This is a genomic window from Bradyrhizobium sp. USDA 4454 (genome assembly GCF_054822705.1).
Window position 1 is genome coordinate 4,561,378 of record NZ_JBTRCN010000001.1, and the last position, 24,465, is coordinate 4,585,842.

The window sequence follows — 24,465 nt, forward strand, 5'->3', positions numbered from 1 at the left end:
TGTCTAGCCACAATCCCGCTGTCATCGCCCGACTTGATCGGGCGATCCAGTATTCCAGAGACGGTTGTGATCAATCGACAAGCCCCGGCGTACTGGGTCTCCCGGTCGAGCCGGGGGACGACAGGGGAGCAAGCGGCCCCTACGCCTTCTTCTTCACGTCTTTGACGTTGGAGAAGGTGATGCCCTCGGCGCGCTCGCGTGTGTAGCCGAGATAGAATTCGTTCTTGGCCATGAACACGGGATCACCGTCGACATCGTCGGCAATGCCGGAATTGTTCGCAGCGATGAAAGCGTCGAGTTTCTTGCGGTCGTCGGACGAGATCCAGCGCGCCAGCGAGAATTCCGAGACCTCGAACTCGACCGGCAGCGAATATTCCGCGTCGAGCCGCGCCTTCAGCACGTCGAGCTGCAGCGGACCGACCACGCCGACCAGCGCCGGCGCGCCGTCGCGCGGGCGGAACACCTGCACGACGCCCTCCTCCGACATCTGCTGCAGGGCTTCCTTCAGCTTCTTCGCCTTCATCGCATCGGTGAGGCGGACGCGGCGGACGATTTCAGGCGCAAAACTCGGCACGCCGACGAAGGTCAGATCCTCGCCCTCGGTCAGGGTGTCGCCGATCCGCAAGGTGCCGTGGTTGGGAATGCCGACGACGTCGCCGGCGAACGCTTCATCCGCCACCGAGCGATCCTGCGCGAAGAAGAATTGCGGGCTCGACAGGCTCATGTTCTTGCCGGTGCGGACCAGCTTGGCCTTCATGCCGCGGCTGAGCCTGCCCGAGCACAGCCGGGCGAAGGCGATGCGGTCGCGATGGTTCGGATCCATGTTGGCCTGGATCTTGAACACGAACGCGCTCATCCGCGGCTCGGCCGCCTCGACCTTGCGCAGATCGGAGTCCTGCGCGCGCGGCGCCGGCGCGAATTTGCCGAGGCCTTCGAGCAAGTCGCCGACGCCGAAATTGCGCAGCGCGCTGCCGAAATAGACCGGCGTCAGATGCCCCTCGCGGAACGCCGCGAGCTCGAACGGCTTGCAGGCCTCCGAGGCCAGCGCGAGCTCGTCCTTGACCTCGGCGACGTCGAGGTTGGGGTTGCGCCTGCCGAGATCGGCGATGTCGATCTGCTCGGTGGCGCCGGTCTTGGCGCCGCCACCCTCGAGCAGGCGCACGCCGCCATTGACGACATCATAGGTGCCGAGGAAGTCGCGGCCGCGGCCGACCGGCCAGGTCATCGGGGTGGTGTCGAGCGCCAGCGTCTTCTCGATCTCATCGAGGAGTTCGAACGTGTCGCGGCTCTCGCGGTCCATCTTGTTGATGAAGGTGATGATCGGGATGTCACGCAGCCGGCACACCTCGAACAGTTTTCGCGTGCGCGCTTCGATGCCTTTCGCAGCGTCGATCACCATGACGGCGGAATCGACCGCGGTCAGCGTGCGATAGGTGTCTTCCGAAAAGTCCTCATGGCCCGGCGTGTCCAGCAGGTTGAACACGAGGTCGTTGAATTCGAAGGTCATCACCGAGGTGACCACCGAGATGCCGCGTTCGCGCTCGATCTTCATCCAGTCCGAGCGCGTGTTGCGGCGCTCGCCCTTGGCCTTGACCTGGCCCGCGAGGTTGATGGCGCCGCCGAACAGCAGCAGCTTTTCCGTCAGCGTGGTCTTGCCGGCGTCCGGGTGCGAGATGATCGCAAAGGTGCGCCGCCGCGCCACTTCTTCTGACAGCGGCGAGCGGGACGGCGATTCGGTGGTTGCAGCGGTATCGGACATGGCCGGCATTTGGCAGGGAAAACGGGCGCAATCAAGGGCGTTTTGTCGCAATGCGGAGCGGCGGCGCGTTCCCCATATCTGGCCGGGAAGGACGACCTTTCCTCACCACATCAGCCGCGGGGACGACCCTGCCTTATCCGGAGGGTTCGTTATGGCTTGGGCCATTCTGTTCACCGCAGGCCTGCTCGAGATCGGCTGGGCGATCGGGCTGAAATACACCGAGGGCTTCTCGCGGCCGGTGCCATCGGTGCTGACGCTGGCGGCGATGGCCGGCAGCGTGCTGCTGCTCGGCCTCGCGCTGAAGACGCTGCCAATTGGAACCGCCTACGCGGTCTGGACCGGGATTGGCGCGGTCGGCACCGCAACGCTCGGCATCATCCTGCTCGGTGAGCCCGCGAGCGCGATGCGGCTCGCCAGCATCGCCCTGATCGTGTCCGGCATCGTCGGGCTGAAACTGGTCGGCTAGCTATTTGAGAACCTGCACAACCCAGTACGTCGCGGCCGCGATCGCGGCCGACGCCGGGATCGTGATGACCCAGGCGTAGACGATCGAGCTCGCCACGTTCCAGCGCACGGCGGAGAGCCGCCGTGCGGCGCCGACGCCGACGATGGCGCCGGTGATGGTGTGGGTGGTCGAGACGGGAACCCCGAGATAGGTCGCGATGAATAGCGTCGCGGCGCCGCCGGTTTCGGCGCAAAAACCCTGCATCGGCGTCAGCTTGGTGATCCGCAGCCCCATGGTCCGGACGATCCGCCAGCCGCCCATCAGGGTGCCCAGCGCCATCGCGCTCTGGCAGGCCAGCACGACCCAGAACGGGATTTCGAAGGTGTCGCCGAGATGGCCCTGCGAGTAGAGCAGCACGGCGATGATGCCCATGGTCTTCTGCGCGTCGTTGCCGCCATGGCCGAGCGAATACAGCGAGGCCGAGGCGAATTGCAGGATGCGGAAGGCGCGGTCGACCGCGAACGGCGTCGAGCGCACCGACAGCCAGGACACGATCGCGACCAGCACCAGCGCCAGCAGGAAGCCGACCAGCGGCGACAGCACGATCGCGAGCAAGGTCTTGGTGAGCCCGCTCCACACCGCCGCCGAGATGCCCGCCTTCGCCATGCCGGCGCCGACCAGGCCGCCGATCAGCGCGTGCGAGCTCGATGAGGGAATCCCTAAGCCCCAGGTGATCACGTTCCAGACGATCGCGCCGACCAGCGCGGCGAAGATCACGGTCGCATCCACCACCGCCGGATCGATGATCCCGGTGCCGATGGTGTTGGCGACGTGCAGGCCGAACACCGCGAAGGCCACGAAGTTGAAGAACGCCGCCCAGAACACCGCATATTGCGGCCGCAGCACCCGGGTCGAGACGATGGTCGCGATCGAGTTCGCGGCGTCGTGCAGCCCGTTCAGGAAGTCGAACAGCAGCGCGACCGCGATCAGGATGGTCAGAACCGGAAGACCCAGCGTGGCGTCCACGTGATGCCCCAGCTTTATTGTGTTTTCTTGCGCATGATCTTGTCGGAAAACCGCTCCACACTTTTCCGGATCATGCTCAGACTTGCTCGATCACGATCGAGTTGATCTCGTTGGCGACGTCGTCGAAGCGGTCGGCCACCTTCTCGAGGTGGTCGTAGATCTCCGCGCCGACGATGAAATCCATCGTGTTGGCGTTGCGGTGCTTGAGGAACAATTCCTTGAGCCCGATATCGTGGAGATCGTCGACCCGGCCCTCGAGCTTGGTCAGTTCCTCAGTGATCTGGGTCAGCATCGAGACGTTGTGGCCGATCGCCTGCAACAATGGCAACGCGCGGACGACCAGATTGGCGCATTCGACGATCAGGGTGCCGATCTCGCGCATCGGCGGCTCGAACTCGCGCACCTCGAACAGCATCACCGCCTTGGCGGTCGCCTGCATCTGGTCGACCGCGTCGTCCATCGCGGTGATCAGGTTCTTGATGTCGCCGCGGTCGAACGGGGTGATGAAGGTGCGGCGAACCGCGGTCAGCACCTCGCGGGTGACGCTGTCGGCGTCGTTCTCGAACTGATTGACGCGCTGGCAGAACACCGGGGTCTCGTCCCCGCCCTTCAGCATGTCCTGCAGCGCCAGCGAGCACTGCACGGAGGTCTGGGCGTGGCGGGCGAACAGCTCGAAAAATCGCTCTTCCTTGGGCAGGAAGGCGCGAAACCAGCGCAGCATGTCTCTGTTCCATCATTCCGGGACAGCCCTTTTAGCGACTGTCACGGAACTGTCATAGAGCATCTGGCGGGGAAAAAACCTGAAACGACCGCCCGAACGGGCGGTCGTCCACCGCTATGTCGGCCGAAAATCCCGCCCCCTGCCCTTACAGCGACCGCCTGAGCAGATGGGCCAGCTCACCGACCAGGCCGCGGCGGAACAGCAGCACGCAGGCCACGAAGATCACGCCCTGGATCACCGTCACCCATTGGCCGAACCCGGCGAGATATTGCTGCATGGCGATGATCACGAACGCACCGACCACCGGGCCAAAGATGGTGCCGAGGCCGCCGACCAGGGTCATCAGCACGATTTCTCCGGACATCGACCAATGCACGTCGGTGAGCGAGGCGTTCTGCGCCACGAACACCTTGAGCGAGCCGGCAAAGCCGGCCAGCGTGCCGGACAGGATGAAGGCCAAGAGCTTGTACTGGTCGGTCTTGTAGCCGAGCGAGATCGCGCGCGGCTCGTTCTCGCGGATCGACTTCAAGACCTCGCCGAACGGCGAGTTGATGGTTCGGTAGATCAACAGGAAGCCGGCAAGGAAGCCGACCAGCACGACGTAGTACAGCACCATCGGCTTCGAGAGGTCGAAGATCCCGAGCAAATGGCCTTGCGGGATGCCCTGGATGCCGTCTTCGCCATGGGTGAACGGCGCCTGCAAATACAGGAAGTAAAGCAGCTGCGACAGTGCCAGCGTGATCATCGAGAAGTAGATGCCCTGCCGCTTGATCGAGATGTAGCCGGTGGCGAGGCCGAGCAGGGCCGCCGCCGCGGTGCCGACCACGATGCCGAGTTCGGGCGGCAGCCCCCACACCTTCAGCGCGTGCGCCGAGACGTAGCCGGCGGTGCCGAGGAACATGGCGTGGCCGAACGACAGCAGGCCGCCAAAGCCGATCAAGAGGTTGAAGGCGCAGGCGAGCAGCGCAAAGCACAGCGCCTGCATCACGAAGAACGGATAGATCCCCGTCCACGGCACGATCGCCAGCAGCGCCGCCATCACGGCGAATACGATCATCTCGTCGCGCATCGCGCGCGGCGTCACCGGAAGTGTATCGTCGGTCAATGCTGACATATCAGGCCGCCCGTCCCGTCAGTCCCGTTGGCTTCACCAGCAGCACCAGCACCATCAGCACGAACACCACGGTGTTGGAGGCCTCGGGATAAAAATACTTGGTCAATCCCTCGATCACGCCGAGCGTGAAGCCGGTGATGATCGAGCCCATGATCGAGCCCATACCGCCGATCACGACCACCGCGAACACCACGATGATGAGATCGGCGCCCATCAGCGGGCGGACCTGGTTGATCGGCGCCGACAGCACGCCGGCGAGCGCGGCCAGGCCGACGCCGAGACCGTAGGTCAGCGTGATCATGCGCGGCACGTTGATGCCGAAGGCGCGCACCAGCGTCGGGTTTTCCGTCGCGGCACGCAGGTAGGCGCCGAGCTGCGTCTTCTCGATCAGGAACCAGGTGGCAAGGCACACCACCAGCGAGAACACGACCACCCAGCCGCGATAGATCGGCAGGAACATGAAGCCGAGATTGACGCCGCCCTTGAGCTGATCCGGGATCGAGTAAGGCAGGCCGGAGGAGCCGAAATAGTTCTGGAACACGCCCTGCACGATCAGCGCGATGCCGAAGGTCAAGAGCAGGCCGTAGAGATGGTCGAGCCCGGTCAGCCATTGCAGCATGGTGCGCTCGAGGATCATGCCGAAGATGCCGACCACGACGGGGGCGATGATCAGCGCCCACCAGTAGTTGATGCCGCCCAGGTTGAGCAGAAAATACGCCACGAACGCGCCCATCATGTAGAGCGCGCCATGCGCGAAATTGATGATGTTGAGCATGCCGAAGATGACGGCAAGCCCGAGACTGAGCAGCGCGTAGAATGAGCCGTTGATCAGTCCGACCAGAAGCTGTGCGTAGAGAGCCTGCATCGAGTGAGCTTTCGCTTAGATAGATGAAGCCCGCCGGCCACGCGCATGGCCGGCGGGCATGATCGTCACTTCTTCAGGAGCGCACAGGTGCTCTTGTCGAGCGGCGTGAAGGCCTCCTTGCCCGGCACGGTGCCGACCAGCTTGTAGAAGTCCCACGGTCCTTTGGACTCCGAGGGCTTCTTCACCTCGAACAGATAGGCGTCGTGGGTGACGCGGCCGTTGGGCTCGATCTCGCCCTTGCCGAACAGCGGATCGTCGGTCGGGATCGTCTTCATCTTGGCGATCACCTTGGCGCCGTCATGCGGATTGCCGCCGAGCGCGTCCAGCGCCTTGAAGTAATGTGTGAGGCCCGCATAGACGCCGGCCTGCACCATGGTCGGCGGCGCGCCGCTCTTCATTTTCTCCGAGAAACGCTTGGAGAACGCGCGGGTGTTGTCGTTGAGGTCCCAGTAGAACGTTTCGGTGAAGTTGAGGCCCTGCGCGGTCTCGAGCCCGATCGCCTTGACGTCGGTGAGGAACAGCAGCAGCGCGGCGAGCTTCTGGCCGCCCTTGACGATGCCGAACTCGGCCGCCTGCTTGATCGAGTTGGTGGTGTCGCCGCCGGCATTGGCGAGACCGATGATCTTGGCCTTGGAGGCCTGCGCCTGCAGCAGGAACGAGGAGAAGTCGGCGGTGTTGAGCGGATGCTTGACGCCGCCGACCACCTTGCCGCCATTGGCGGTGACGACCGCGGTGGTGTCGCGCTCGAGCGCCGCGCCGAACGCGTAGTCCGCGGTCAGGAAGAACCAGGTGTCCCCGCCTGCCTTCACCAGCGCCTGGCCGGTGGCGTGCGCCAGCATGTAGGTGTCGTAGGTCCAGTGCACCGTGTTGGGCGAGCACTGTGCGTTGGTGAGGTCCGAGGTCGCAGCACCCGAATTGATGTAGACGCCGTTCTTTTCCTTGACGACGTTGTTGACCGCAAGCGCGACGCCGGAATTCGGCACGTCGACGATGGTGTCGACCTTGTCCACGTCGAACCATTGGCGCGCGATGGTGGTGCCGATATCGGGCTTGTTCTGGTGATCGCCGGAGATCAGGTCGATGGTCCAGCCCTTGGCCTTGAGGCCGGAATCCTCGATCGCCATCTGCGCCGCCAGCGTCGAGCCGGGACCGGCGAGGTCGGCGTAGAGGCCGGACTGATCCGACAGCACGCCGATCTTGACGACCTTGTCGTCGGCGGAGGCAATGCTCGCGACGCTGAGCGCCATCGCGGTGCCGAGCAGAAGCGCAGAAATCGTGTTCTTCATGGGGATTCCCTCAGTCCTTAAATTTTCTGGCTCGGGCGATCAAACGCCGAGATAGGTATGCAGCTTGTCCATGTTGGCGGACAGCTCGGAATTGGCGAAGCCGTCGATCACCTTGCCGTGCTCGACGATGTAGTAGCGGTCGGCAACGGTCGAGGCGAAACGGAAATTCTGCTCGACCAGAAGGATGGTAAATCCCTGCGACTTCAGGCGCGCAATGGTGTGGCCGATCTGCTGTATGATGACCGGCGCCAACCCTTCGGTCGGCTCGTCCAGCATCAGGAAGCGCGCGCCGGTGCGCAGGATGCGGGCGATCGCCAGCATCTGTTGCTCGCCGCCCGACAGCTTGGTTCCCTGGCTGGTGAGGCGCTCCTTCAGGTTGGGAAACAGCGTGAAGATCTGGTCGAGCGGCAGGCCGCCCGGGCGCACCACCGGCGGCAGCAGCAGGTTCTCCTTCACATCGAGGCTGGCGAAGATGCCGCGCTCCTCCGGGCAGAACGCGATGCCGAGTCGCGCGATCCTGTCCGAGGTGGCGCGGATGATCTCCTTGTCGTCGAAGCGGATCGACCCGGAGCGCTTGCCGATCACGCCCATGATCGACTTCAGCGTGGTGGTCTTGCCGGCGCCATTGCGGCCGAGCAGCGTCACCACCTCGCCGGCCTTCACGTTGAAATTGATGCCGTGCAGAATGTGGGATTCGCCGTACCAGGCCTGCAAATCCTTGACCGCCAGCACCTCGGCGCCGGCCGCGGCCACCGGCTTCTCCGCGAGATTTGCCTCAGCCATGACCCGCTCCCAGATAGGCTTCCTTCACGCGCTCGTCCTTGGAGAGGTCGGCGTAGTTGCCCTCCGCCAGCACCTGCCCGCGCGTCAGCACGGTGATGATGTCGGAGAGGTTGGCCACCACCGAGAGGTTATGTTCGACCATCAGGATGGTGTATTTGGCCGAGATCCGCTTGATCAGCGCCGCGATCTTGTCGATGTCCTCATGGCCCATGCCGGCCATCGGCTCGTCGAGCAGCATCATCTCGGGGTCGAGCGCGAGCGTGGTTGCAATTTCAAGTGCGCGCTTGCGGCCGTAGGGCATCTCGACCGCCGGCGTGTTGGCGAATTCGCTCAGGCCGACATCGTTGAGGAGTTCATGGGCGCGCGGATTGAAGCGGTCGAGCACGCTCTTGGAGCGCCAGAAATCGAATGACGAGCCGTGCTGGCGCTGCAGGGCCACGCGCACGTTTTCCAGCGCGGTCAGATGCGGAAACACCGCGGAGATCTGGAACGAGCGGACGAGGCCAAGCCGCGCCACGTCGGCGGGCGGCATCGCGGTGATGTCCTGGCCCTTGTAGCGAATCTGGCCGGCCGACGGCTTCAGGAACTTGGTCAGCAGATTGAAACAGGTCGTCTTGCCGGCGCCGTTCGGCCCGATCAACGCATGGATACTGCCGCGACGCACCTTCAGCGCGACGTCGCGAACGGCAAAGAAACCCGCGAATTCCTTGGTCAATCCGCTGGTTTCGAGGATAAACTCATCGGCCAAAAAGATTCCCCCATACGCCATCGCCGCGAAGCGCCTCGCCCGCGTGGCCAGTTTTTTCATGTCAGACAGGTCGTCGGTCCGTCTTGGAAACCGTCCGGCGCCCGCCTCCTCCGGGCCGGAATATGCCGTCATCTGCGGTGGTTACGCAAGGTGGAAAGCTGTGCAGTGCAGTATCGGCACGGCTTGTTCCGGTTGATCCTTAGTCGAATGGTATTTGAGCGCGCTTTGCGCCTCGGAAAGTCGGCATTAAGGGTGTTTTGCTCCGCTCCTTCCCTTTCATAGAATATTTCCGCCTTGTCGCCGAAGCTCTGGCCATTGAATGATGAACGGCTGCAGCCTTGCATTTCGAGAGCGCCAATTCCTCGGTCGTCATGTCGATCCGGCCACGCGATGTCCTCAACGCGTGGCTGCGGCTTTATGCCCGCGTCCCGACGATCCCCCGCTCCGGCTAGCCCATGCCTTTCACAAGCGCCGATCCATCGGTGATCAAATCGATCACGCAGCGGGTGCTGCTGAATGCCTGGCTGCGCGCGCTGCGCACGCCGGATGCGCTTCCCCTGCTGTGCGATTTCCACACCGACGGCAGCGCCGACGAGCGCGCCGACATGATGGGCTTTGACGTCGAGGGCAGCGGCGACGCCGCGCGCTTCATCATCACGCAGGAAGGCGCGAGGCTGACGACGGCCTATGGCAACGAGCACGTCGAGCCGCGGCTGCGCACCAACCGCTATCTCCATGACGCAATCGGCCCGGAGCGTTATGCCGCCGTTGTCCTCTCCTATCGCGCCTGCCTCGAGCGAATGCGACCAACCTACACCGTCGCGGAGCTCACCGACGCCGACGGCAAGGACGTCTCCTACGAGCGGCTGCTGCTGCCGTTCGGACGCGGCGACACCGTCGAGCACATCATCGGCTCCTACAAGGCGATCAGCATCGAGGGCGGCTTCCGGCTGCACAATCTGATGGGCGTGAAGGCGAAGTCGGTCCCGCTCGTCGCGGTGCGCGCGGTGATCGACCGCAGGTTCGTGCCGTCGGATCGTCCGGCGAGCCAGGATTCGGTCGAGCTGATCTAGGGGGCATGACGAGATAGGTTGGCCTGCAACGGCGTCGGAAGTCCACCTCTCCCTTGGGAGAGGTCGATTTGCGAAGCAAATCGGGTGAGGGCTGCGGTCTATCGAGAGAGCAAGAGCCCTCACCCGGATTGCACTGGACGATGCTTCGCCTCGCCAGACGCAATCCGACTTCTCTCCAACGGGGAGAGGTGAACCGAAACCGCCAAGCCACTTCAATCGCGACTCATCCCGTTTTGGCTGGCGCCGAACGCATCACCCCTTCTTGCGCGCCTTCGCCGGCACTTCCTTGGCATAGATATCCGGCTTGAAGCCGACCACGCGCTTTAGTCCGAGGTCGAGCACCGGGCGCTTGATCATCGAGGGCTGCTCGGCCATCAGCGCCAGCGCCTTGCGCTCATTCAGACTTTCTTTGTCGGCATCGGGCAGCTTTTTGAACGTGGTGCCGGCACGGTTGAGCAGCGTCTCCCAGCCGACCTCCTCGCTCCACTGCTTGAGCTTGTCCTTGGCGATCCCGGCCGTCTTGTAGTCATGGAAGTCGTAGGCGACGCCATGATCGTCGAGCCAGGCGCGCGCCTTCTTCATGGTGTCGCAGTTCTTGATGCCGTAGATGGTGATGGTCAAAGCCGTTCCCCGCATGCGATTGCGGCGGGGAAACTAACCTCACTGCAACGGCAGCGCCAGATCGGAGCGCGCCACTCTCCACACCGATATCAGTCGCACTCAGTGTGCGTAGTGCGTGAAGACGAAATCGTGATCGCTGGCGTGGGCCTTGTGACAGGCGAAGCACGTCTCGTGCTGGGCGGCATCGACCGGCTTGCCGTCGATGAAGCGGCCAAAGCCCCAGCCGCCGGTGGCGGCATATTTGGCGCTTTCCTTGACCATGACCTGCACCGTGGTCGCCGGTCCCGTGATGAAGGCGCCGTCGAGGCCCGCAACCGGCTTGCGCTTCCAGGCGAGCTTGACCAGCACGGTGCCGTCGGGGAATCGCGCGGCGCGGTCCTGATACGCCCTTACCGCGGTTGTGTTGCCGAGCACGCTGCGCAGTTCGTCGAGCCCGGTCTCCTCGCCGACCGCGATCAGCTTCCAGTCGCGATAGCCATCCGGGATTTTCACGCCGAAGATCGGCGATGCCAATGCGGCGTCATCGGCATGGCCGACGGCAAACGGCAATGACGCGCTGATGCAGGCTGCCGCGATCGCGGCAGCGGCCCATTTCACAACCTGCTTCATGATCCGTTGCCCGGCTCTAGACCTTGCTGACGTCGACGATCGCCTGCACGAAGGCCTGCGGCGCTTCCTGCGGCAGATTGTGGCCGATGCCGCCGGCGAGCTGGCGGTGCTCGTAATGCCCGGAGAACTTCTTGGCATAGGCGGCGGGCTCCGGATGCGGCGCGCCGTTGGCGTCGCCCTCCATCGTGATGGTCGGGATCGCGATCGCAGGCGCCTGCGCCAGCGTCGTCTCGAAGGCGTCGTACTTCGCCTCGCCCTCGGCGAGGCCGAGCCGCCAGCGGTAATTGTGGATCACGATCTCGACATGGTCGGGATTCTCGAAGGCGGCCGCGCTGCGGTCGTAAGTGGCGTCGTCGAATTTCCACTGCGGCGAGGCGAGCTGCCAGATCAGTTTGTTGAAGTCGCGCCGGTTCCTGGCATAGCCCTCGCGGCCGCGCTCGGTGGCGAAATAGAACTGGTACCACCATTGCAGCTCGGCCTTCGGCGGCAGCGGCAGCTTGCCGGCGGCCTGGCTGCCGATCAGGTAGCCGCTCACCGACACCATGGCCTTGCAGCGCGCGGGCCAGAGCACCGCCATGATGTTTGCGGTGCGGGCACCCCAATCATAACCGCCGAGCACCGCCTTCTCGATCTTCAAGGCGTCCATCAGCGCGATGATGTCGGCGGCGACCGCGACCGGCTGGCCGCTGCGCTTGGTATTGCTGGAGAGGAAGCGCGTGCTGCCATAGCCGCGCAGATGCGGCACGATCACGCGATAGCCGGCGTCCGCCAGCGCCGGCGCGACGTCGGCATAGCTGTGGATGTCGTAGGGCCAGCCGTGCAGCAGGATCACCGCGGGACCGGACGCCGGCCCCATCTCGACATAGCCGGTATCGAGCACGCCGGCGTTGATCTGCTTCACCGGACCGATCGTGGTGTGGCCGCCAGCCTTGACCGCCAATGGCGCCGGCTTGGACTGCGCGCTGGCCGATCCGATCAAGCCGAACCGGGACACGGCAAGGATCCCGCCGGCGATGCCGAGGAAGCGGCGGCGTTGCTGATTGATGGCTTGCGACATGGCGATCTCCTTGCGTCTGGTGTCGAAATCACTATCGCAGAGACCGAACCCGCCCGCTTTCAGAGGACATGGATTTGTCCTTCAGACCGTCGTGATTTTGGCTTCCGTCGGCCTGTGCTAGGTTCCGCCCCGAATTCAGCCGCCGGCCGCCGGACTCTTCGAATTGACATACCATTTCAACGACTTGACCCTCGATTCCGAGCGCCGGGAGCTGCGCCGCGGCGCTGCCCTGGTGGCCGTCGAGCCGCAGGTCTTCGACCTCCTCGAATTCCTGATCCGGGCCCGCGACCGCGTCGTCAGCCGCGACGAGGTGCTGGCCGCCGTCTGGCACGGCCGGATCGTCTCGGAGGCGACGCTGAGCAGCCGGGTCAACGCCGCGCGGACCGCGATCGGCGACAATGGCGAAGCGCAGCGGCTGATCCGCACCCTGCCCCGCAAGGGCCTCCGCTTCGTCGGCGATGTCCGGGAGGACAGCGCGTCCGCTCGTCTGGTCGCCGACAACGCCGCCCCGCCGCGACTGAGCGAAGGCCCGTCGATCGCGGTGCTGCCCTTCACCAATATGAGCGGCGATCCCGAGCAGGATTATTTCGCCGACGGGATCGCCGAGGACATCACCACCGCGCTGGCGCGCTGCAGCCGCCTCACCGTGATCGCGCGCAACTCCGCCTTCACCTACAAGGGCAAGGCGGTCGATATCCGCCAGGTCGGCCGCGAGCTCGGCGTCGGCTATGTGCTGGAGGGCAGCGTCCGCCGCGGCGGCGATCGCTTGCGCATCACCGGCCAGCTGATCGATGCGACCTCCGGCGCGCATCTGTGGGCCGACCGCTTCGATGGTGCGGCGACCGACGTGTTCGACCTGCAGGACCGCATCACCGAGAACGTGGTCGGCGCGATCGAGCCGACCATGCTGGTCGCGGAAGCCGAGCGGGTGCGGGCAGCGCCGCCCGACAAGCTAGACGCCTACGATCTGCTGCTGCGCGCCTACAGCCTGAGATACGAGTTCACGCCCGAGAGCATGGAAGCCGCGCTCGGTTGCCTCGACCAGGCGCTGGCGCTCGATCCGAATTACGCACCGGCGCTGGCCGCCTCGGCCTATTGCCATGCGATGCGCCATGTCCAGGGCTGGCTGAAGCCTGATGACACCTACCGGGAGCGCGCGGTCGCGCAGGCCTGGCGCGCGGTGGAGCTTGCGCCCGGTGATCCGCAGGTGCTGTGGATGGCGGCGTTCGCGATCTGGAACATGGCCGACGAGATCGAGCCGGCGCGCGACTTGTTCGAGCGCTCGCTGGCGATCAATCCGAACTCGGCGATGGCGCTGGTGCTCGGCGGCTGGATCGAGGCGATGCGCGGCAACCAGACCGCCGGCCGCGCCATGATCGAGCGCGCGCAGCGGCTCAACCCGCGCGACCCGCGCGGCTGGTTCGCCGCCGCGGCGCTCGCGATCTGCGCGGTGCTCGACGGCAACTTTGCCGAAGCGGTTGTCTGGGCCGACAAGGCGCTGGCGCAGAACCGCCGCTTCGCAGTCGCGCTGCGCGTGCTGATTGTAGCGCTGGTGAAGACCGGCGAGCGCGACCGCGCGACCCAGACGGCGCGCGAACTGCTCAAGGTCGATCCGGAGTTTTCGATCTCCGGCTTCCTGTCGCGCATTCCATTCCCGGTGCAATCGATGTCCGCGATTTATCGTGAGACCCTCAAGGCCGCTGGCGTCCCGGACTGACACCGCTCGGGGAGCGCGACGATCGTTCACCCGTGATACACCGCACGCTTGTGCCGCGGGAGCGGTCGCGATGTGCCGAAAGCGGACGCACTCTGCTCACGCTGCGGATTGTCGAGCTTGACCCGAAGCAGCGCCGACATGTTCACCAGTTGCGGGGTGCTGGCCCTCCAGCACGACCTTGCCGATAGGTGTAAATTCCGACAAGCTTGGAAGGGCAGACCCAGACAAGCCGCATTTTTTTCAAAAGGATATTTTCCATGAAGGTCATAATCGCAGCCGCTTTGGCTTCAATGTTCGTGACCACGGCAAGTGCACAGGACTCCCCGTTTCGAAAGGAGTTGAAGCGAGGTGACCTAACGGGCACGAACATGGAAATCGTCACCAGCATCAGCGAGATAAAGCCCGGCGAGACATCGACGCTGCATATTCATCATGGTGACGAGTCGTACTACTTCCTCGAGGGTGGTCTTATCGAGTTGCCCGATGGAAAGCAGGTGCCTATTCCGACCGGCACCGTCGGGATGAATGTTCGGGATGTGCCTCATGGGGCTTACAAGGTGGTCGGCGACAAGACGCTGAAACTTCTGACGGTGCATATCGCCGATAAGGGCAAGCCCCTCTACGATAAGCCAGCGCCAAAATAGAAGGCGAAACTGATGTCCGCTTCGGGCCGCCAAGCGGACGTCGAGCCAAGGCTGATTGATGTCGCCCTTTGACCCAAGACGGACCTGTGGGTTCAACTATTGAAGTCCAAGTGGTCCGGCTTCATTGCAACCTCGATCCATTCGCCCAAGGACGAATAGCAGGCGGTCTCCGGCCAGCGCGCGTCAATTTCTGGTCCGCCTTTCCACGTGAGATGAACCACCGCCACTTGGCCATCTTGGAGCCGGAACAGCACGTCATCTTGGTCCCTGCGCATTGCGAGCGCGACAACGGACAATCCGACAAGCTGATGCCCGGGGGTAAGCTCTCGATGCAGCTCGCTTTCCAGTGCCTGCCGCTGTTCGTCGCTTTCAATCGGAATCCAAGGGTTAAGCCAATCCACGTCCTCGTTCTGCGTATTCATAATGCGCGCACCACCTATTTTTGCATCTAGGAGGAAGGCGGTCGCCATCGCGCCGCATGTCGGAGCCCGCCTCTGGGTTGCTTTTAACTTCTCACTGGCCCCTGCTCAATCGCCGGTGCGGACGGCAGCTTTTGGCCCATGGCTGACCTCAGCCCAGGGCGCGGCGATGTCCGCTTCCGAGAGGTGACCCGACCGAGGGCATGCTCGCTGCCGGGGCAGCCTTTGACCCGAAGCGGATTTCCCGCTAGGCCGACCCGTGGCGGGTTTACACGGCCTCAACTGAGAGCACACGAACAGCACCGTGGTCCTTGAGATATGCGGAGAGGCAGTCGCCAAACTCGTCCAGAAAGGCTAGCCCGGCCTGATCAAAATCATTAGTCCCGCAGAGGATCAGGGTCCCACTTTCGTAATGACAGTGGACCTCTCGATGCCATCGACGGTGATTGCTGAATTCATTTTGGATGTCTTGTGCCGCCATTGCTCCAACAGAAGCATCAATCCCGCAGCAAACAAGCGTAATCTTGAAACCCATCGGCCCCCGACGCGGCTATGGAATGGAACGCAAGTCTACTATGCCGTTTCGCCCGAGTGAATGACCGCTATTGGCCCTTTGCGGACGTCGCCCGGTCAGCCGTCTTTGTCGCCTTTTGACCAACTGCGACATGTGCAGTTCAAAATTGTAGCGCCGCAAATTGACCTTTGAACCCCATTTCCATGATCGCAATTTCCTGATGTGATCCTCAATATTGCGGGCCAATTTGCTTTGATCCAGCGCGGCGCCGTGTCGATCACCGTCACGTCGTGACTAAAATGATAGAACAGGAAAGACATCGCATGCCTTCGCGCCGCAGTTTTCTGACCGGCACCGTCGCGACCGGCGTCGCGCTGTCAATGCAGCACGCCGCGACAACGGTCGCGCAGCAAAAACGGGTGATCGTTGATTCGCAGGTTCACCTGTGGCCGGCGAGCACGCCGGAAAGACCCTGGCTCCCCGGTGCCAAACCGCAGCTTCCGGAGCCCTTCACTATCGAGCGAATAATTCCACTGATGGACGAGGCCGGCGTCGATCGCGTCGTCATCGTTCCGCCGGCATCGCTCGAAGGCGAGCGCATCGACTATGCCCAGGAGGCGGTCAAACGGTACCCCGGGCGATTCGCCATCATGGCGCGTGTCGCCATCGACAAGCCCGACCGCGCGGCACGGCTTGCGACCTGGCGCGACCAGCCCGGCGTGCTGGGCGTGAGGCTGAACTTCGGCCCCGGCGAAGCGGCATGGCTGACAGACGGGACCGCGGACTGGTTCTGGCCGGCGGCGGAGAAGGCCCGCCTGCCCGTGATGTTTCTCACATCGGGCCAGACATCGCTGTTCGCCCTCATCGCCGAGCGACACCCGCAACTTACGCTCATCATCGACCACATGGGCGTCGGCGCGGGTCTTCGCCCTCATGCCGATTCATCGGGATCCGCAAGCAACAACGTGGTGCCGGAAGCCATCGTCCAGGCCGCCGCGCTCGCAAAATATCCGAATGTGTCGGTAAAATTGTCGTCGGTGCCGCTGATTTCGACTGAACCCTATCCATTCCGTGACGTGATCCCGCATATCCACCGCCTGTTCGACGCCTACGGCCCGGAGCGATGCCACTGGGGAACCGATATAACCAATTCATTCGCGAGAGCCACCTACCGGCAGCGCGTAACGCAATTCACCGAGGAGCTTCCGTTCCTCACCGAAAGCGACAAGGACTGGATCATGGGTCGCGCAATTCTGGCGCGGCTTCGCTGGACGTGAACCAAATTGTTGCCGAGTCCGGCCCTCGCCCCTCAGCGACCTCGAAAGATGTCCGCATTTCCGCAGGTGCGGACGCTTGCGCAATTTCGGAATACTAGAAGAATGCTCCTGATGCCTGACGTGTCAGGTTGCCTGGTCGAACGTCCGCCTTTTGAGAGGCTGATCACGACCCAGGCGACACCCTCGCCGAGGTCGTTGATGCGACCATAACGACAGCAGAGATGGAACCCACTACCGGCGAGCTTGTATTCGCGCGAGAAGTGCATATACTGTGGTTATTCGATTAGCCGTTGCGCCTTGTTGAATGGTCAAAGCGGCCCTCCTCCAAAGACATCGCCAGTTGAATGGATAACGCGCGATCCTGCGCACGATGGCGCATATGCGCATTGGAGACGACAAGATGACAACAGGTACAGTGAAGTGGTTCAACGGTCAGAAGGGCTTTGGTTTCATTCAGCCGAGCGATGGCAGCAAGGATGTGTTCGTTCACATCAGCGCCGTCGAGCGCGCCGGTTTGTCCGGCCTCGCTGAAGGCCAGAAGCTCTCTTTCGAGCTGAAGACCGACAAGATGCGCGGCAAGACGAGCGCCGAGAATCTCCAGCTGGCTTGAAACATTGCGTTCCGACAAAATCGGAACCGAGCTCGGGATGTCGCGCCTGACGCGCTCTCCTGAGATGGGCCAGTATCGGCCCAGCACAACGTCGCAAGCCGGTGGCGTCATTCTCACGGATGTACTGGGATGACGTCGCAGCCCGCTCGATCCCCTCGATTGAGGATTGGGCGGGCTTTGGCGCCTCTATGGAAAGGGATCAGCGATGGCCAGGAAGCCGCCGGAGTCCTCGCCCGCAAGCCTTGCTCTCGCCGAGCGCAAGCGTATTGCGGCCGAAGAAGGCGCGCGTGCGATCGCCGATGTACAGCGCGAGGCGCAGGCCATCCGCAAGAACATGGAACGGCTGCGTGCGCTTCGCGAAGCCCGCGACGTCGAGGCTGCGGCCAATGCGGCGCCGGCTGCACGGCTCGCCAAGGGGACGCCACGAGCCAAGCGCGTCGTGAAGCTTTCCTAGTCGTCCCAGATCAACTCCCTGCATCGAATGCATCGATAGAGATGCACAACGACGCCCGCTCCATTCGGGAGCCTCAGATACAAAGGGGCCGGCTCTTTGCATCTGGGGCAGGACAGAGGCACGCGCTTTGCGTCGTCCGGGGTGTCCATTTGCGCCGTCCTCGTTGACGGGCGGGAGCACATGTCTCTCTCAGCCACCGATGCCCAGTGACGCGCTGTCGGTGATAACGCACGCTCACCCGGAAATGCGGATGCCGCATTAAAGTAAGATAGCAGCCTCACGTTGCAGGGACATCGCTTGAGGTCGCCCAAGCACCGCGCAAGGCTTTCTGCCATTCGGATTATCTGACAGGTGCCGTTGGAATACCGGTCAAGACAGGTGTTCTGACCTTTGCGATGGTAAGAGGAAGGAAACCAGAGCAACGGCTACCCGGATACTGATCGAGGAAGAGAGGAAGTTAGGCCACGAGCGCGAGCAACTGAGTTCGCCGAAACCAGGGCCATGGCATGCCGCGCGCGCGCCGAGCGGCAACGGCGGTTGACGGATTCATTTGCGCCCGGCTCGATGGAACGCAGACACGCCGAAAGCCTCCTGAGCAATTTCGAGTGGCTTGCAAAGTTCATCGAAGGCGCGGCTACGCAGATGCGACGGAAGGCAAATGGTAGCCAACTCTGAGTCTTTGACGCCTGACAAAGACCGTGTCGAACAATCTCGGGCACCATGAAAGAGTCCGCCGAGTGCGGCGGCCTTCGCCGGGGCGAGGCCCGTCCTCCATTGCGCAAACTAATCACAATAGGTCTGATCGCGAATCATGCACTCAGGGCTTGGCGCAAATGTGCGACATGCCTTTGTGCGACATAGCTTAGTGGGACATGGCTTATTGGGACATGGCTTATTGGGACATGCGTTGGGGTGAGCGGAGGCCCGTGCCATTTCGGAATATTAGAAAATTACCCCTGAGTTGCCCGACGTGTCAAGTCGTTCGGCCAAAGCCGGGCGCCGCCGGCTCCTTTGCATGGGGTTGTTCCTCGGTATTTTGGCTGCGCCGCATTCGACGGCCCATACCGTCATATTGCCCTAGCCTGTCCCGCCCGGCTCCAGCGCCTCGCCGAGCTCGAGCGGGTGCGCCATGGTCTCGTGCAGCGCGTCCTTGTCGAGCTCGCCCTCGGAGAGGCTGATCACGACGCAGGCGACGCCATTGCCGATCAAATTGGTCAGCGCGCGGCACTCGCTCATGAACTTGTCGATGCCGACCAGGATCGCAATCGACTGGATCGGAATGTCAGGCACGATCGACAGCGTCGCTGCGAGCGTGATGAAGCCGGCGCCGGTGACGCCGGAGGCGCCCTTCGAGGTGATCATGGCGATGCCGAGGATGCCGAGCTCCTGCCAGATCGTCAGATGGGTGTTGGTAGCCTGCGCCAGGAACAGCGTCGCCAGCGTCATGTAGATGTTGGTGCCGTCGAGGTTGAAGCTGTAGCCGGTCGGCACCACGAGGCCGACCACCGAGCGCGAGGCGCCGAGATGCTCCATTTTCTGGATCATCTGCGGCAGCACGGTCTCCGACGACGAGGTGCCGAGCACGATCAGGAGCTCGTCCTTGATATAGGCGATGAAGCGGATGATGGAGAAGCCCGCCAGCCGCGCGATCGCACCGAGCACGATCAGCACGAACAGCACGCTGGTCAGATAGAAGGTGCCGATCAGCGCCGCCAGGTTGACCAGCGAACCGAGACCGTAGGCGCCGACCGTGAACGCCATGGCGCCGAACGCGCCGAGCGGCGCAAGCCGGACGATCATGCGGATGATGCCGAAGAACATCTTGGCGGCCTTGTCGATCGCCTCGGCGATCGGCTCGCCGGGCTTGCCCATCAGGGCGATGGCAAACCCCGACAGGATCGAGATCAGCAGCACCTGCAGCAGGTCGCCGCGCGCCAGCGCACCGAAGAAAGAGTCGGGGATGATCGCCATCAGATGGGAAACGATGCCCTGCTCCTTGGCCTGCGTCACGTAAGTGGAGACCGACTTCGGATCGATCGTGGCGGGATCGATGTTGAAGCCGCGGCCGGGCTGCAATAATTCGCCGATCAAGAGGCCGACCGCGAGCGCCACCGTCGACACCGTCTCGAAATAGATCAGCGCCTTCAGCCCGACCCGGCCGACGCGCTTGAGGTCACCCATCGAGGAGATGCCGTGCACCACGGTGCAGAAGATGACAGGCGCGATCATCATCTTGATCAGCGCGATGAAGCCGTCGCCGAGCGGCTTCAGTTCCTTGCCGAGGCTCGGATAGAAGTACCCGACCAGGACGCCTGCCACGATCGCGATCAGCACCTGGACGTAGAGGATCTTGTACCAGGGCTGATGCTTGTGATGGACTGCGGGCTTGATCGCGTCTGTCGTCATGAGGTGCCCCGGGCTGGAAGTGAACTCAAACTCGTGATGCCATCTTGGCGGAGCCGCAGGCAAGCGACAATGGCCATTCAGGCCGCCGCGCGCGCACACGAATCTGTCATAGACTGCGGCCGGCTCGAATGCGGCTTTGGCGCCTGCGCCGACAATCCGATCGTCTACGAGCTGCTGAAGCGCACTTAGGCGCGCTTCGGAATGTTCAAGCCGCGCTCCACCGCCGGCCGCTTCAGGCCGCGCTCCAGCCAGGCCGCGACGTGGGTGAAGCGGTCGAACTCGACGAGCTCGCGCGCGCCGTAGAAGCCGATCAGATTGCGCACCCAGCCGAGCATCGAGATGTCGGCGATGCTGTATTCGTCGTCCATGAACCATTGCCGTCCGGCGAGATGCGTCTGCATCACGCCGAGCAGGCGCGCGGACTCGGCGACGTAGCGCTGCAACGGCCGCTTGTCCTCATAGTCCTTGCCGGCGAATTTGTGGAAGAAGCCGACCTGGCCGAACATCGGCCCGATGCCGCCCATCTGGAAATGCACCCACTGGACCGCCTGATAGCGGCGCGCGGCATCCTCAGGCAGCAGCTTGCCGGTCTTGTCGGCGAGATATTGCAGGATCGCGCCGGATTCGAACAGCGGCAGCGGCTTGCCGTCGGGACCGTTGGGATCGAGGATCGCCGGAATCTTGCCGTTCGGATTCAGTGACAGGAACTCAGGCGTCTTCTGGTCGTCCTTGTTGAAGTCGACGAGATGCACCTCGTAGGGCAGCCCGATCTCCTCCAGCATGATCGAGACCTTCACGCCGTTCGGCGTCGGCAGCGAATAGAGCTGCAGGCGGTCGGGATGCTGCGCGGGCCAGCGCTTGGTGATCGGAAAGGCAGACAGGTCGGGCATGGATGAACTCGTCGGAGGGCGGGCGATCGGAGGCCGAAACAATCTAGGTGATCCGGCGCGCCGATTGAAGCCCGCCCCCTCCGCAATTATTCAACCTTCCGGCGCGATCCGCATCGCCCGTTCGATAGCTCGCTCCGACGGATCACCCGATCACGTCTTCGCGCGTTTCGTCTTTGCGCGCTTGGCAGGACGGGCCGCCACCCGACGCTTCCCGGCTTTCGACGCCTTCTTGGTCTTGACCTTTGCTGATTTGGCCCTTGCCGATTTGGCTTTCACAGTTCTGGTTGTCGACTTTTTGGTCTTCGCGACCCTGCTCCGCGCGGCCGCGGCGGCCCTCGGCTGGCCGGCTGCCGGGCTGCGCCTGGTCGCGCCACCCTGCCGGCGCGGCGCGCGGGCATGCGGACCGATCGCCGGCGCGACGCCACCGACCGCGGCCTGAAGGCCCGGGCGGACGCGCGTGCTGCTCTGATCGACCGGCGTCGGCAACGCCTCTGCGGCCGGAGTCGCCGACAGCCAGAACGACAGCTCGGCGGATTTGACCTGATTGTCGGCCGAGAAGTAGCTGTTCTGCCAGCTGTCGTCGGTTGCGAGGAAATGCCAGGCCGTGTTGGGGCTGGTTTGCAGCCAGTAGCGCCAGGCGTAGTGATCGTAGACGTCGAGGCAATGTGCGGCATAGGCTTCCGCGATCGCACGATGGCCGCGGATGATCGCCATGTTCTCGTCGTTGTTGTAGGAGGCCTTGTAACCGAGATTGTGGCTGCCGGTGATGACGACGCAATCATCGGCGAACGGATCGATCACGACGATCTTGTCGTGGATCACGGCGTGGCCCGCCTGGTTCAGCTCGGCCTCCCACTGCCCGAACGCGTCCGATTTGGTCACGCCGCGGGTATGGATCACCCGGTAATCCTCGGGCAATGGCGGATCGCCCTTCTGCCGCTTGGCCGGCCTGGTCCCCGCGCCGCCGCCGGTGATACCGACGGCGAAATCGCCCGACGCCTGGGGCGCGGTGACCGCGCCACGCACGAACAGCGACGGCTTCGCCTTCAACGCGTCGGCGATCTTCGTGATGATGCTCGGCGAGCCCGGCTCGAACACCAGAAACACGATCGCCTGCTTGGCGCCGGCGATCGCATCGAACACCATCTGCATGTCGGGCGGCGTCGGCTCGTTTGGTCCGGGCTTGCTGGCACGACGCTGGGGCGTGTTCGGCGAGAACCAGAGATCGACCGTACCGCTGTTGTCTTCCAGCGTGATGGTCGGCAGCTTGGCGCCGTCGGCGCTGCGCAGCGCCGGCCCCTGCTGCGCCTTGCCGTTATTGCCTGATGGCACGGTGTCCTGCTTCAGCCGCTGCCAGTAGTCGGCATAGGCCTGAGCCATCGCCGGCGAGCGCGCGATGATCGTGTTGTTGGTCTGCGCGCACAGCGCATTCGACGTGCAATTGGTCGATCCGAACAGCACCGCCTGCGGTGTGCCGTTGACCAGCACCTGGAACTTGTTGTGGCCGATGCTGTTGCTCGGCATGAACCGGTCGATGACGGTCAATCCGGCCGCCTTGATCTGCTTGCGCTCCTCGGCATAGGTGTCGTTGGTGAGATCGCCGGTCTTCGTGCTGCCGCTGGGCATGTTGGAGAGGATCAGACTGCCGCGGCTATGCAGTGCCGCAAAATGCTGTATCAGCTCGGGATCCTGGAATTCGTAGAGTGCGAGCAGCAACTCCCCGTTCGAGGTCAACGCTTCATCCGGCAACATGGTGAGCGCCTTGATCATGTCTCCGGCAAGGTCGACGCGCAGCTGATCGCCGATCTTGACAATCCGCTCCTTCAGAACGTCGACCATTGCACCCGCCGGCGATCCGTCGGTCAGCTTGTGGGCGGTGGCCTGCGTCGCGAGGATGCCGCGATTGAAATATGCCGACAGCGTTCCGTAGTTCGGATTGAGCTGCACCTGGTTCGAGATCAGCGGACCGAACGGCATCGGCGTGAGCTTGCCGGGGGCGCCCGTCATCGGCACGATCTTGTATTTGTAGGTGCCCCCTCGTTTGGCGAAGACATCCTTCCAGAAGAACTTCTGGACGGGATCGTCGGCGGTGGTACGACCTTCGGTCGCCTGCTCGCCCTTGAACGTGGCCAGCGCCGGCAGCACGGTTTCCGTTCCCGCCTTGACGTCGATCCGGTGCACGGCGAAGCCGAGGCAATCCTTGAGCTTGCCGCCGAAGGTCCAGGCGACCACGGCCATGTCGTTGTTGGAGAACGCAACGGCTTTCATAACGCCTCCTCAAATCCGGTTTTGAGAATCAAGCACCTCGAACCCCGCAGCAGGTCTGCCGGGGCCGCATCAATGAATACCCGAATCAGATCGCGCGACGATGACGCCGCGGTTGCGATCCGCACAATCGCCAGCGCCGCGCGCCACGTGACCTTGGATGGATTTGCTACCGAAAGCTGTGAGCTGACTCACAGATCACGCGAATGTATCGGCGGTCCGTGCGGCCTTGCCGCGCGGCGGCCGATAGGACAGATTGGCTCGCGACAGCTCCAACCGACACGGACGACGAATGCCTCCAGGCCTCTCCGACGACGAACTCGCGACACATCCGACGGTGTTCGCGGCCGACGCGCTGGCCGGTCAGGTGGTCGTCGTGTCCGGCGGCGCCGGTGGCATCGGCCGCGCCATCGCCTGGCTGTTCGCCCGGCTCGGCGCCCACGTCGTTGTCGCGGGGCGCAATGCCGACAAGCTCGACGCGCTGGTCGATCATCTCGGCCATCGCGGCCTGCAGGCATCGGCGCATGTCGCCGACATCAGGGACGCCGACGCGGTCAACGCGATGTTCGATACGCTATGGACCGAGCATGGCCGCATCGATCATCTCATCAACAGCGCCGGCGGCCAGTTCCCGCAGGCCGCGATCGACGTCTCGATCAAGGGCTGGAACGCGGTCATCAACACCAACCTCAACGGCACCTGGTACATGATGCAGGCCGCGGCGCAGCGCTGGCGCGATCGCACACATCCCGGCAGCATCGTCAATATCGTCGTGGTCACGACGCACGGCCTCTACGGCATCGCGCACTCGATCGCGGCGCGGTCCGGCGTCATCGGGCTGTCGCGCGCGCTGGCGGTCGAATGGGCGCCGCTGAACATCCGCATCAATTGCATCGCGCCAGGCGCGATCGAGACCGAGGGCTGGAACGTGTACAGCGAGGCGGCGCGCGCCACCTATCCACGCTCCAATCCAATGATGCGTCCGGGCACGTCCTGGGACATCGCGGAAGCCGCGGTCTATCTCGCCGCGCCGTCCGGCAAGTTCATCACCGGTGAGATGCTGACCGTCGACGGCGGCGGCCAGCATTGGGGCGAGACCTGGACCACCGCCAAGCCGGACTATTTCAGGGGCGGCGAATAAACGCCGGCCGCCGCTGCCCGT

The 24,465-nt window shown here is 63.6% G+C and carries 24 protein-coding genes; 8 read left to right on the plus strand and 16 right to left on the minus strand.

Translation table 11 applies throughout. The features are described from left to right. Window positions 1–139 precede the first annotated feature (139 nt). On the minus strand, window positions 140–1,759 hold the full coding sequence (locus tag ACVIW0_RS21500) for a peptide chain release factor 3 (protein WP_461354138.1): 1,620 nt from the start codon (window positions 1,757–1,759) through the stop codon (window positions 140–142). Between the two features lie 151 nt (window positions 1,760–1,910). On the opposite strand from ACVIW0_RS21500, the gene sugE reads away from it, so the two are divergent. Then, window positions 1,911–2,225 (plus strand): quaternary ammonium compound efflux SMR transporter SugE, encoded by a 315-nt coding sequence (sugE, locus tag ACVIW0_RS21505; RefSeq protein WP_461354139.1) that lies wholly within the window; start codon window positions 1,911–1,913, stop codon window positions 2,223–2,225. Here the strand turns inward: sugE and ACVIW0_RS21510 are convergent, their stop codons facing one another. The 7 genes from ACVIW0_RS21510 to ACVIW0_RS21540 all read right to left on the minus strand — a co-directional run bounded on the left by ACVIW0_RS21510 (window position 2,226) and on the right by ACVIW0_RS21540 (window position 8,747). Then, the gene (locus tag ACVIW0_RS21510) at window positions 2,226–3,230 is read right to left on the minus strand and encodes an inorganic phosphate transporter (RefSeq protein WP_461354140.1); all 1,005 of its coding nucleotides are present in this window, start codon (window positions 3,228–3,230) and stop codon (window positions 2,226–2,228) included. A gap of 76 nt (window positions 3,231–3,306) precedes the next feature. Further along, the gene (locus ACVIW0_RS21515; protein WP_461354141.1) at window positions 3,307–3,951 is read right to left on the minus strand and encodes a DUF47 domain-containing protein; all 645 of its coding nucleotides are present in this window, start codon (window positions 3,949–3,951) and stop codon (window positions 3,307–3,309) included. A 145-nt stretch (window positions 3,952–4,096) separates the two neighbouring features. Then, window positions 4,097–5,065, minus strand: coding sequence for a branched-chain amino acid ABC transporter permease (locus ACVIW0_RS21520; RefSeq protein ID WP_461354142.1), 969 nt, complete (start codon window positions 5,063–5,065; stop codon window positions 4,097–4,099). 1 nt (window position 5,066) lies between these two features. Further along, window positions 5,067–5,930, minus strand: a complete 864-nt coding sequence (locus ACVIW0_RS21525) for a branched-chain amino acid ABC transporter permease (protein WP_456755231.1) — start codon at window positions 5,928–5,930, stop codon at window positions 5,067–5,069. Window positions 5,931–5,995: 65 nt separating this feature from the next. Beyond that, window positions 5,996–7,216 (minus strand): ABC transporter substrate-binding protein, encoded by a 1,221-nt coding sequence (locus ACVIW0_RS21530; protein ID WP_461354143.1) that lies wholly within the window; start codon window positions 7,214–7,216, stop codon window positions 5,996–5,998. 39 nt (window positions 7,217–7,255) lie between these two features. After that, complete coding sequence (locus tag ACVIW0_RS21535) at window positions 7,256–7,999, minus strand: ABC transporter ATP-binding protein (RefSeq protein WP_461354144.1); 744 nt, start codon at window positions 7,997–7,999, stop codon at window positions 7,256–7,258. Further along, window positions 7,992–8,747, minus strand: a complete 756-nt coding sequence (locus ACVIW0_RS21540) for an ABC transporter ATP-binding protein (RefSeq protein ID WP_456756557.1) — start codon at window positions 8,745–8,747, stop codon at window positions 7,992–7,994. The genes ACVIW0_RS21535 and ACVIW0_RS21540 overlap by 8 nt, the downstream gene beginning before the upstream one ends. A 455-nt stretch (window positions 8,748–9,202) precedes the next feature. Here ACVIW0_RS21540 and ACVIW0_RS21545 point away from each other — a divergent pair, with 455 nt between their 5' ends. Further along, a complete protein-coding gene (locus tag ACVIW0_RS21545; RefSeq protein ID WP_461354145.1) occupies window positions 9,203–9,820 on the plus strand; it encodes a hypothetical protein in 618 nt (205 codons plus the stop codon). A gap of 252 nt (window positions 9,821–10,072) precedes the next feature. Here the strand turns inward: ACVIW0_RS21545 and ACVIW0_RS21550 are convergent, their stop codons facing one another. From ACVIW0_RS21550 to ACVIW0_RS21560, 3 genes are all read right to left on the minus strand, one after another. Then, a complete protein-coding gene (locus tag ACVIW0_RS21550) occupies window positions 10,073–10,441 on the minus strand; it encodes an ArsC family reductase (protein ID WP_461354146.1) in 369 nt (122 codons plus the stop codon). A 99-nt stretch (window positions 10,442–10,540) separates the two neighbouring features. Next, window positions 10,541–11,050, minus strand: coding sequence for a cytochrome P460 family protein (locus ACVIW0_RS21555; protein ID WP_461354147.1), 510 nt, complete (start codon window positions 11,048–11,050; stop codon window positions 10,541–10,543). 16 nt (window positions 11,051–11,066) lie between these two features. Beyond that, a complete protein-coding gene (locus ACVIW0_RS21560; RefSeq protein ID WP_461354148.1) occupies window positions 11,067–12,107 on the minus strand; it encodes an alpha/beta fold hydrolase in 1,041 nt (346 codons plus the stop codon). Between the two features lie 163 nt (window positions 12,108–12,270). On the opposite strand from ACVIW0_RS21560, the gene ACVIW0_RS21565 reads away from it, so the two are divergent. Both ACVIW0_RS21565 and ACVIW0_RS21570 read left to right on the plus strand, forming a co-directional pair. Continuing rightward, entirely contained in the window at window positions 12,271–13,824 is a 1,554-nt protein-coding gene (locus tag ACVIW0_RS21565; protein WP_461354149.1) for a winged helix-turn-helix domain-containing tetratricopeptide repeat protein, read from the plus strand. Window positions 13,825–14,081: 257 nt separating this feature from the next. Further along, entirely contained in the window at window positions 14,082–14,468 is a 387-nt protein-coding gene (locus tag ACVIW0_RS21570) for a cupin domain-containing protein (protein ID WP_461354150.1), read from the plus strand. A 92-nt stretch (window positions 14,469–14,560) separates the two neighbouring features. Here the strand turns inward: ACVIW0_RS21570 and ACVIW0_RS21575 are convergent, their stop codons facing one another. Both ACVIW0_RS21575 and ACVIW0_RS21580 read right to left on the minus strand, forming a co-directional pair. Further along, on the minus strand, window positions 14,561–14,938 hold the full coding sequence (locus ACVIW0_RS21575; RefSeq protein WP_461354151.1) for a hypothetical protein: 378 nt from the start codon (window positions 14,936–14,938) through the stop codon (window positions 14,561–14,563). 217 nt (window positions 14,939–15,155) lie between these two features. Further along, window positions 15,156–15,422, minus strand: a complete 267-nt coding sequence (locus ACVIW0_RS21580) for a hypothetical protein (protein ID WP_461354152.1) — start codon at window positions 15,420–15,422, stop codon at window positions 15,156–15,158. Between the two features lie 302 nt (window positions 15,423–15,724). Between ACVIW0_RS21580 and ACVIW0_RS21585 the strand changes: the two genes are divergently transcribed. The 3 genes from ACVIW0_RS21585 to ACVIW0_RS21595 all read left to right on the plus strand — a co-directional run bounded on the left by ACVIW0_RS21585 (window position 15,725) and on the right by ACVIW0_RS21595 (window position 17,742). After that, on the plus strand, window positions 15,725–16,678 hold the full coding sequence (locus ACVIW0_RS21585; RefSeq protein WP_461354153.1) for an amidohydrolase family protein: 954 nt from the start codon (window positions 15,725–15,727) through the stop codon (window positions 16,676–16,678). A 400-nt stretch (window positions 16,679–17,078) separates the two neighbouring features. Next, complete coding sequence (locus ACVIW0_RS21590; RefSeq protein ID WP_456755241.1) at window positions 17,079–17,288, plus strand: cold-shock protein; 210 nt, start codon at window positions 17,079–17,081, stop codon at window positions 17,286–17,288. A 205-nt stretch (window positions 17,289–17,493) separates the two neighbouring features. Next, window positions 17,494–17,742, plus strand: coding sequence for a hypothetical protein (locus ACVIW0_RS21595; protein ID WP_461354154.1), 249 nt, complete (start codon window positions 17,494–17,496; stop codon window positions 17,740–17,742). A 1,077-nt stretch (window positions 17,743–18,819) separates the two neighbouring features. Here the strand turns inward: ACVIW0_RS21595 and ACVIW0_RS21600 are convergent. The 3 genes from ACVIW0_RS21600 to ACVIW0_RS21610 all read right to left on the minus strand — a co-directional run bounded on the left by ACVIW0_RS21600 (window position 18,820) and on the right by ACVIW0_RS21610 (window position 23,306). Continuing rightward, the gene (locus ACVIW0_RS21600) at window positions 18,820–20,148 is read right to left on the minus strand and encodes a dicarboxylate/amino acid:cation symporter (RefSeq protein ID WP_461354155.1); all 1,329 of its coding nucleotides are present in this window, start codon (window positions 20,146–20,148) and stop codon (window positions 18,820–18,822) included. 185 nt (window positions 20,149–20,333) lie between these two features. Next, window positions 20,334–21,038: a glutathione S-transferase family protein gene (locus tag ACVIW0_RS21605; protein ID WP_461354156.1), complete on the minus strand. Its 705-nt coding sequence runs from the start codon at window positions 21,036–21,038 to the stop codon at window positions 20,334–20,336. Between the two features lie 150 nt (window positions 21,039–21,188). Continuing rightward, window positions 21,189–23,306, minus strand: coding sequence for a phospholipase D-like domain-containing protein (locus ACVIW0_RS21610; protein WP_461354157.1), 2,118 nt, complete (start codon window positions 23,304–23,306; stop codon window positions 21,189–21,191). Between the two features lie 289 nt (window positions 23,307–23,595). On the opposite strand from ACVIW0_RS21610, the gene ACVIW0_RS21615 reads away from it, so the two are divergent. Then, window positions 23,596–24,444: an SDR family oxidoreductase gene (locus tag ACVIW0_RS21615; RefSeq protein ID WP_461354158.1), complete on the plus strand. Its 849-nt coding sequence runs from the start codon at window positions 23,596–23,598 to the stop codon at window positions 24,442–24,444. The last annotated feature ends 21 nt before the right edge of the window (window positions 24,445–24,465 follow it).

What these genes read in the sequence shown, in the direction of transcription:
- ACVIW0_RS21500 (WP_461354138.1), bottom strand. Translation starts at nt 1,759, where the DNA reads ATGTCCGATACCGCTGCAACCACCGAATCGCCGTCCCGCTCGCCGCTG.
- sugE (WP_461354139.1), top strand. Translation starts at nt 1,911, where the DNA reads ATGGCTTGGGCCATTCTGTTCACCGCAGGCCTGCTCGAGATCGGCTGG.
- ACVIW0_RS21515 (WP_461354141.1), bottom strand. Translation starts at nt 3,951, where the DNA reads ATGCTGCGCTGGTTTCGCGCCTTCCTGCCCAAGGAAGAGCGATTTTTC.
- ACVIW0_RS21520 (WP_461354142.1), bottom strand. Translation starts at nt 5,065, where the DNA reads ATGTCAGCATTGACCGACGATACACTTCCGGTGACGCCGCGCGCGATG.
- ACVIW0_RS21525 (WP_456755231.1), bottom strand. Translation starts at nt 5,930, where the DNA reads ATGCAGGCTCTCTACGCACAGCTTCTGGTCGGACTGATCAACGGCTCA.
- ACVIW0_RS21530 (WP_461354143.1), bottom strand. Translation starts at nt 7,216, where the DNA reads ATGAAGAACACGATTTCTGCGCTTCTGCTCGGCACCGCGATGGCGCTC.
- ACVIW0_RS21535 (WP_461354144.1), bottom strand. Translation starts at nt 7,999, where the DNA reads ATGGCTGAGGCAAATCTCGCGGAGAAGCCGGTGGCCGCGGCCGGCGCC.
- ACVIW0_RS21545 (WP_461354145.1), top strand. Translation starts at nt 9,203, where the DNA reads ATGCCTTTCACAAGCGCCGATCCATCGGTGATCAAATCGATCACGCAG.
- ACVIW0_RS21555 (WP_461354147.1), bottom strand. Translation starts at nt 11,050, where the DNA reads ATGAAGCAGGTTGTGAAATGGGCCGCTGCCGCGATCGCGGCAGCCTGC.
- ACVIW0_RS21560 (WP_461354148.1), bottom strand. Translation starts at nt 12,107, where the DNA reads ATGTCGCAAGCCATCAATCAGCAACGCCGCCGCTTCCTCGGCATCGCC.
- ACVIW0_RS21570 (WP_461354150.1), top strand. Translation starts at nt 14,082, where the DNA reads ATGAAGGTCATAATCGCAGCCGCTTTGGCTTCAATGTTCGTGACCACG.
- ACVIW0_RS21575 (WP_461354151.1), bottom strand. Translation starts at nt 14,938, where the DNA reads ATGGCGACCGCCTTCCTCCTAGATGCAAAAATAGGTGGTGCGCGCATT.
- ACVIW0_RS21580 (WP_461354152.1), bottom strand. Translation starts at nt 15,422, where the DNA reads ATGGGTTTCAAGATTACGCTTGTTTGCTGCGGGATTGATGCTTCTGTT.
- ACVIW0_RS21585 (WP_461354153.1), top strand. Translation starts at nt 15,725, where the DNA reads ATGCCTTCGCGCCGCAGTTTTCTGACCGGCACCGTCGCGACCGGCGTC.
- ACVIW0_RS21590 (WP_456755241.1), top strand. Translation starts at nt 17,079, where the DNA reads ATGACAACAGGTACAGTGAAGTGGTTCAACGGTCAGAAGGGCTTTGGT.
- ACVIW0_RS21595 (WP_461354154.1), top strand. Translation starts at nt 17,494, where the DNA reads ATGGCCAGGAAGCCGCCGGAGTCCTCGCCCGCAAGCCTTGCTCTCGCC.
- ACVIW0_RS21600 (WP_461354155.1), bottom strand. Translation starts at nt 20,148, where the DNA reads ATGACGACAGACGCGATCAAGCCCGCAGTCCATCACAAGCATCAGCCC.
- ACVIW0_RS21605 (WP_461354156.1), bottom strand. Translation starts at nt 21,038, where the DNA reads ATGCCCGACCTGTCTGCCTTTCCGATCACCAAGCGCTGGCCCGCGCAG.
- ACVIW0_RS21610 (WP_461354157.1), bottom strand. Translation starts at nt 23,306, where the DNA reads ATGAAAGCCGTTGCGTTCTCCAACAACGACATGGCCGTGGTCGCCTGG.
- ACVIW0_RS21615 (WP_461354158.1), top strand. Translation starts at nt 23,596, where the DNA reads ATGCCTCCAGGCCTCTCCGACGACGAACTCGCGACACATCCGACGGTG.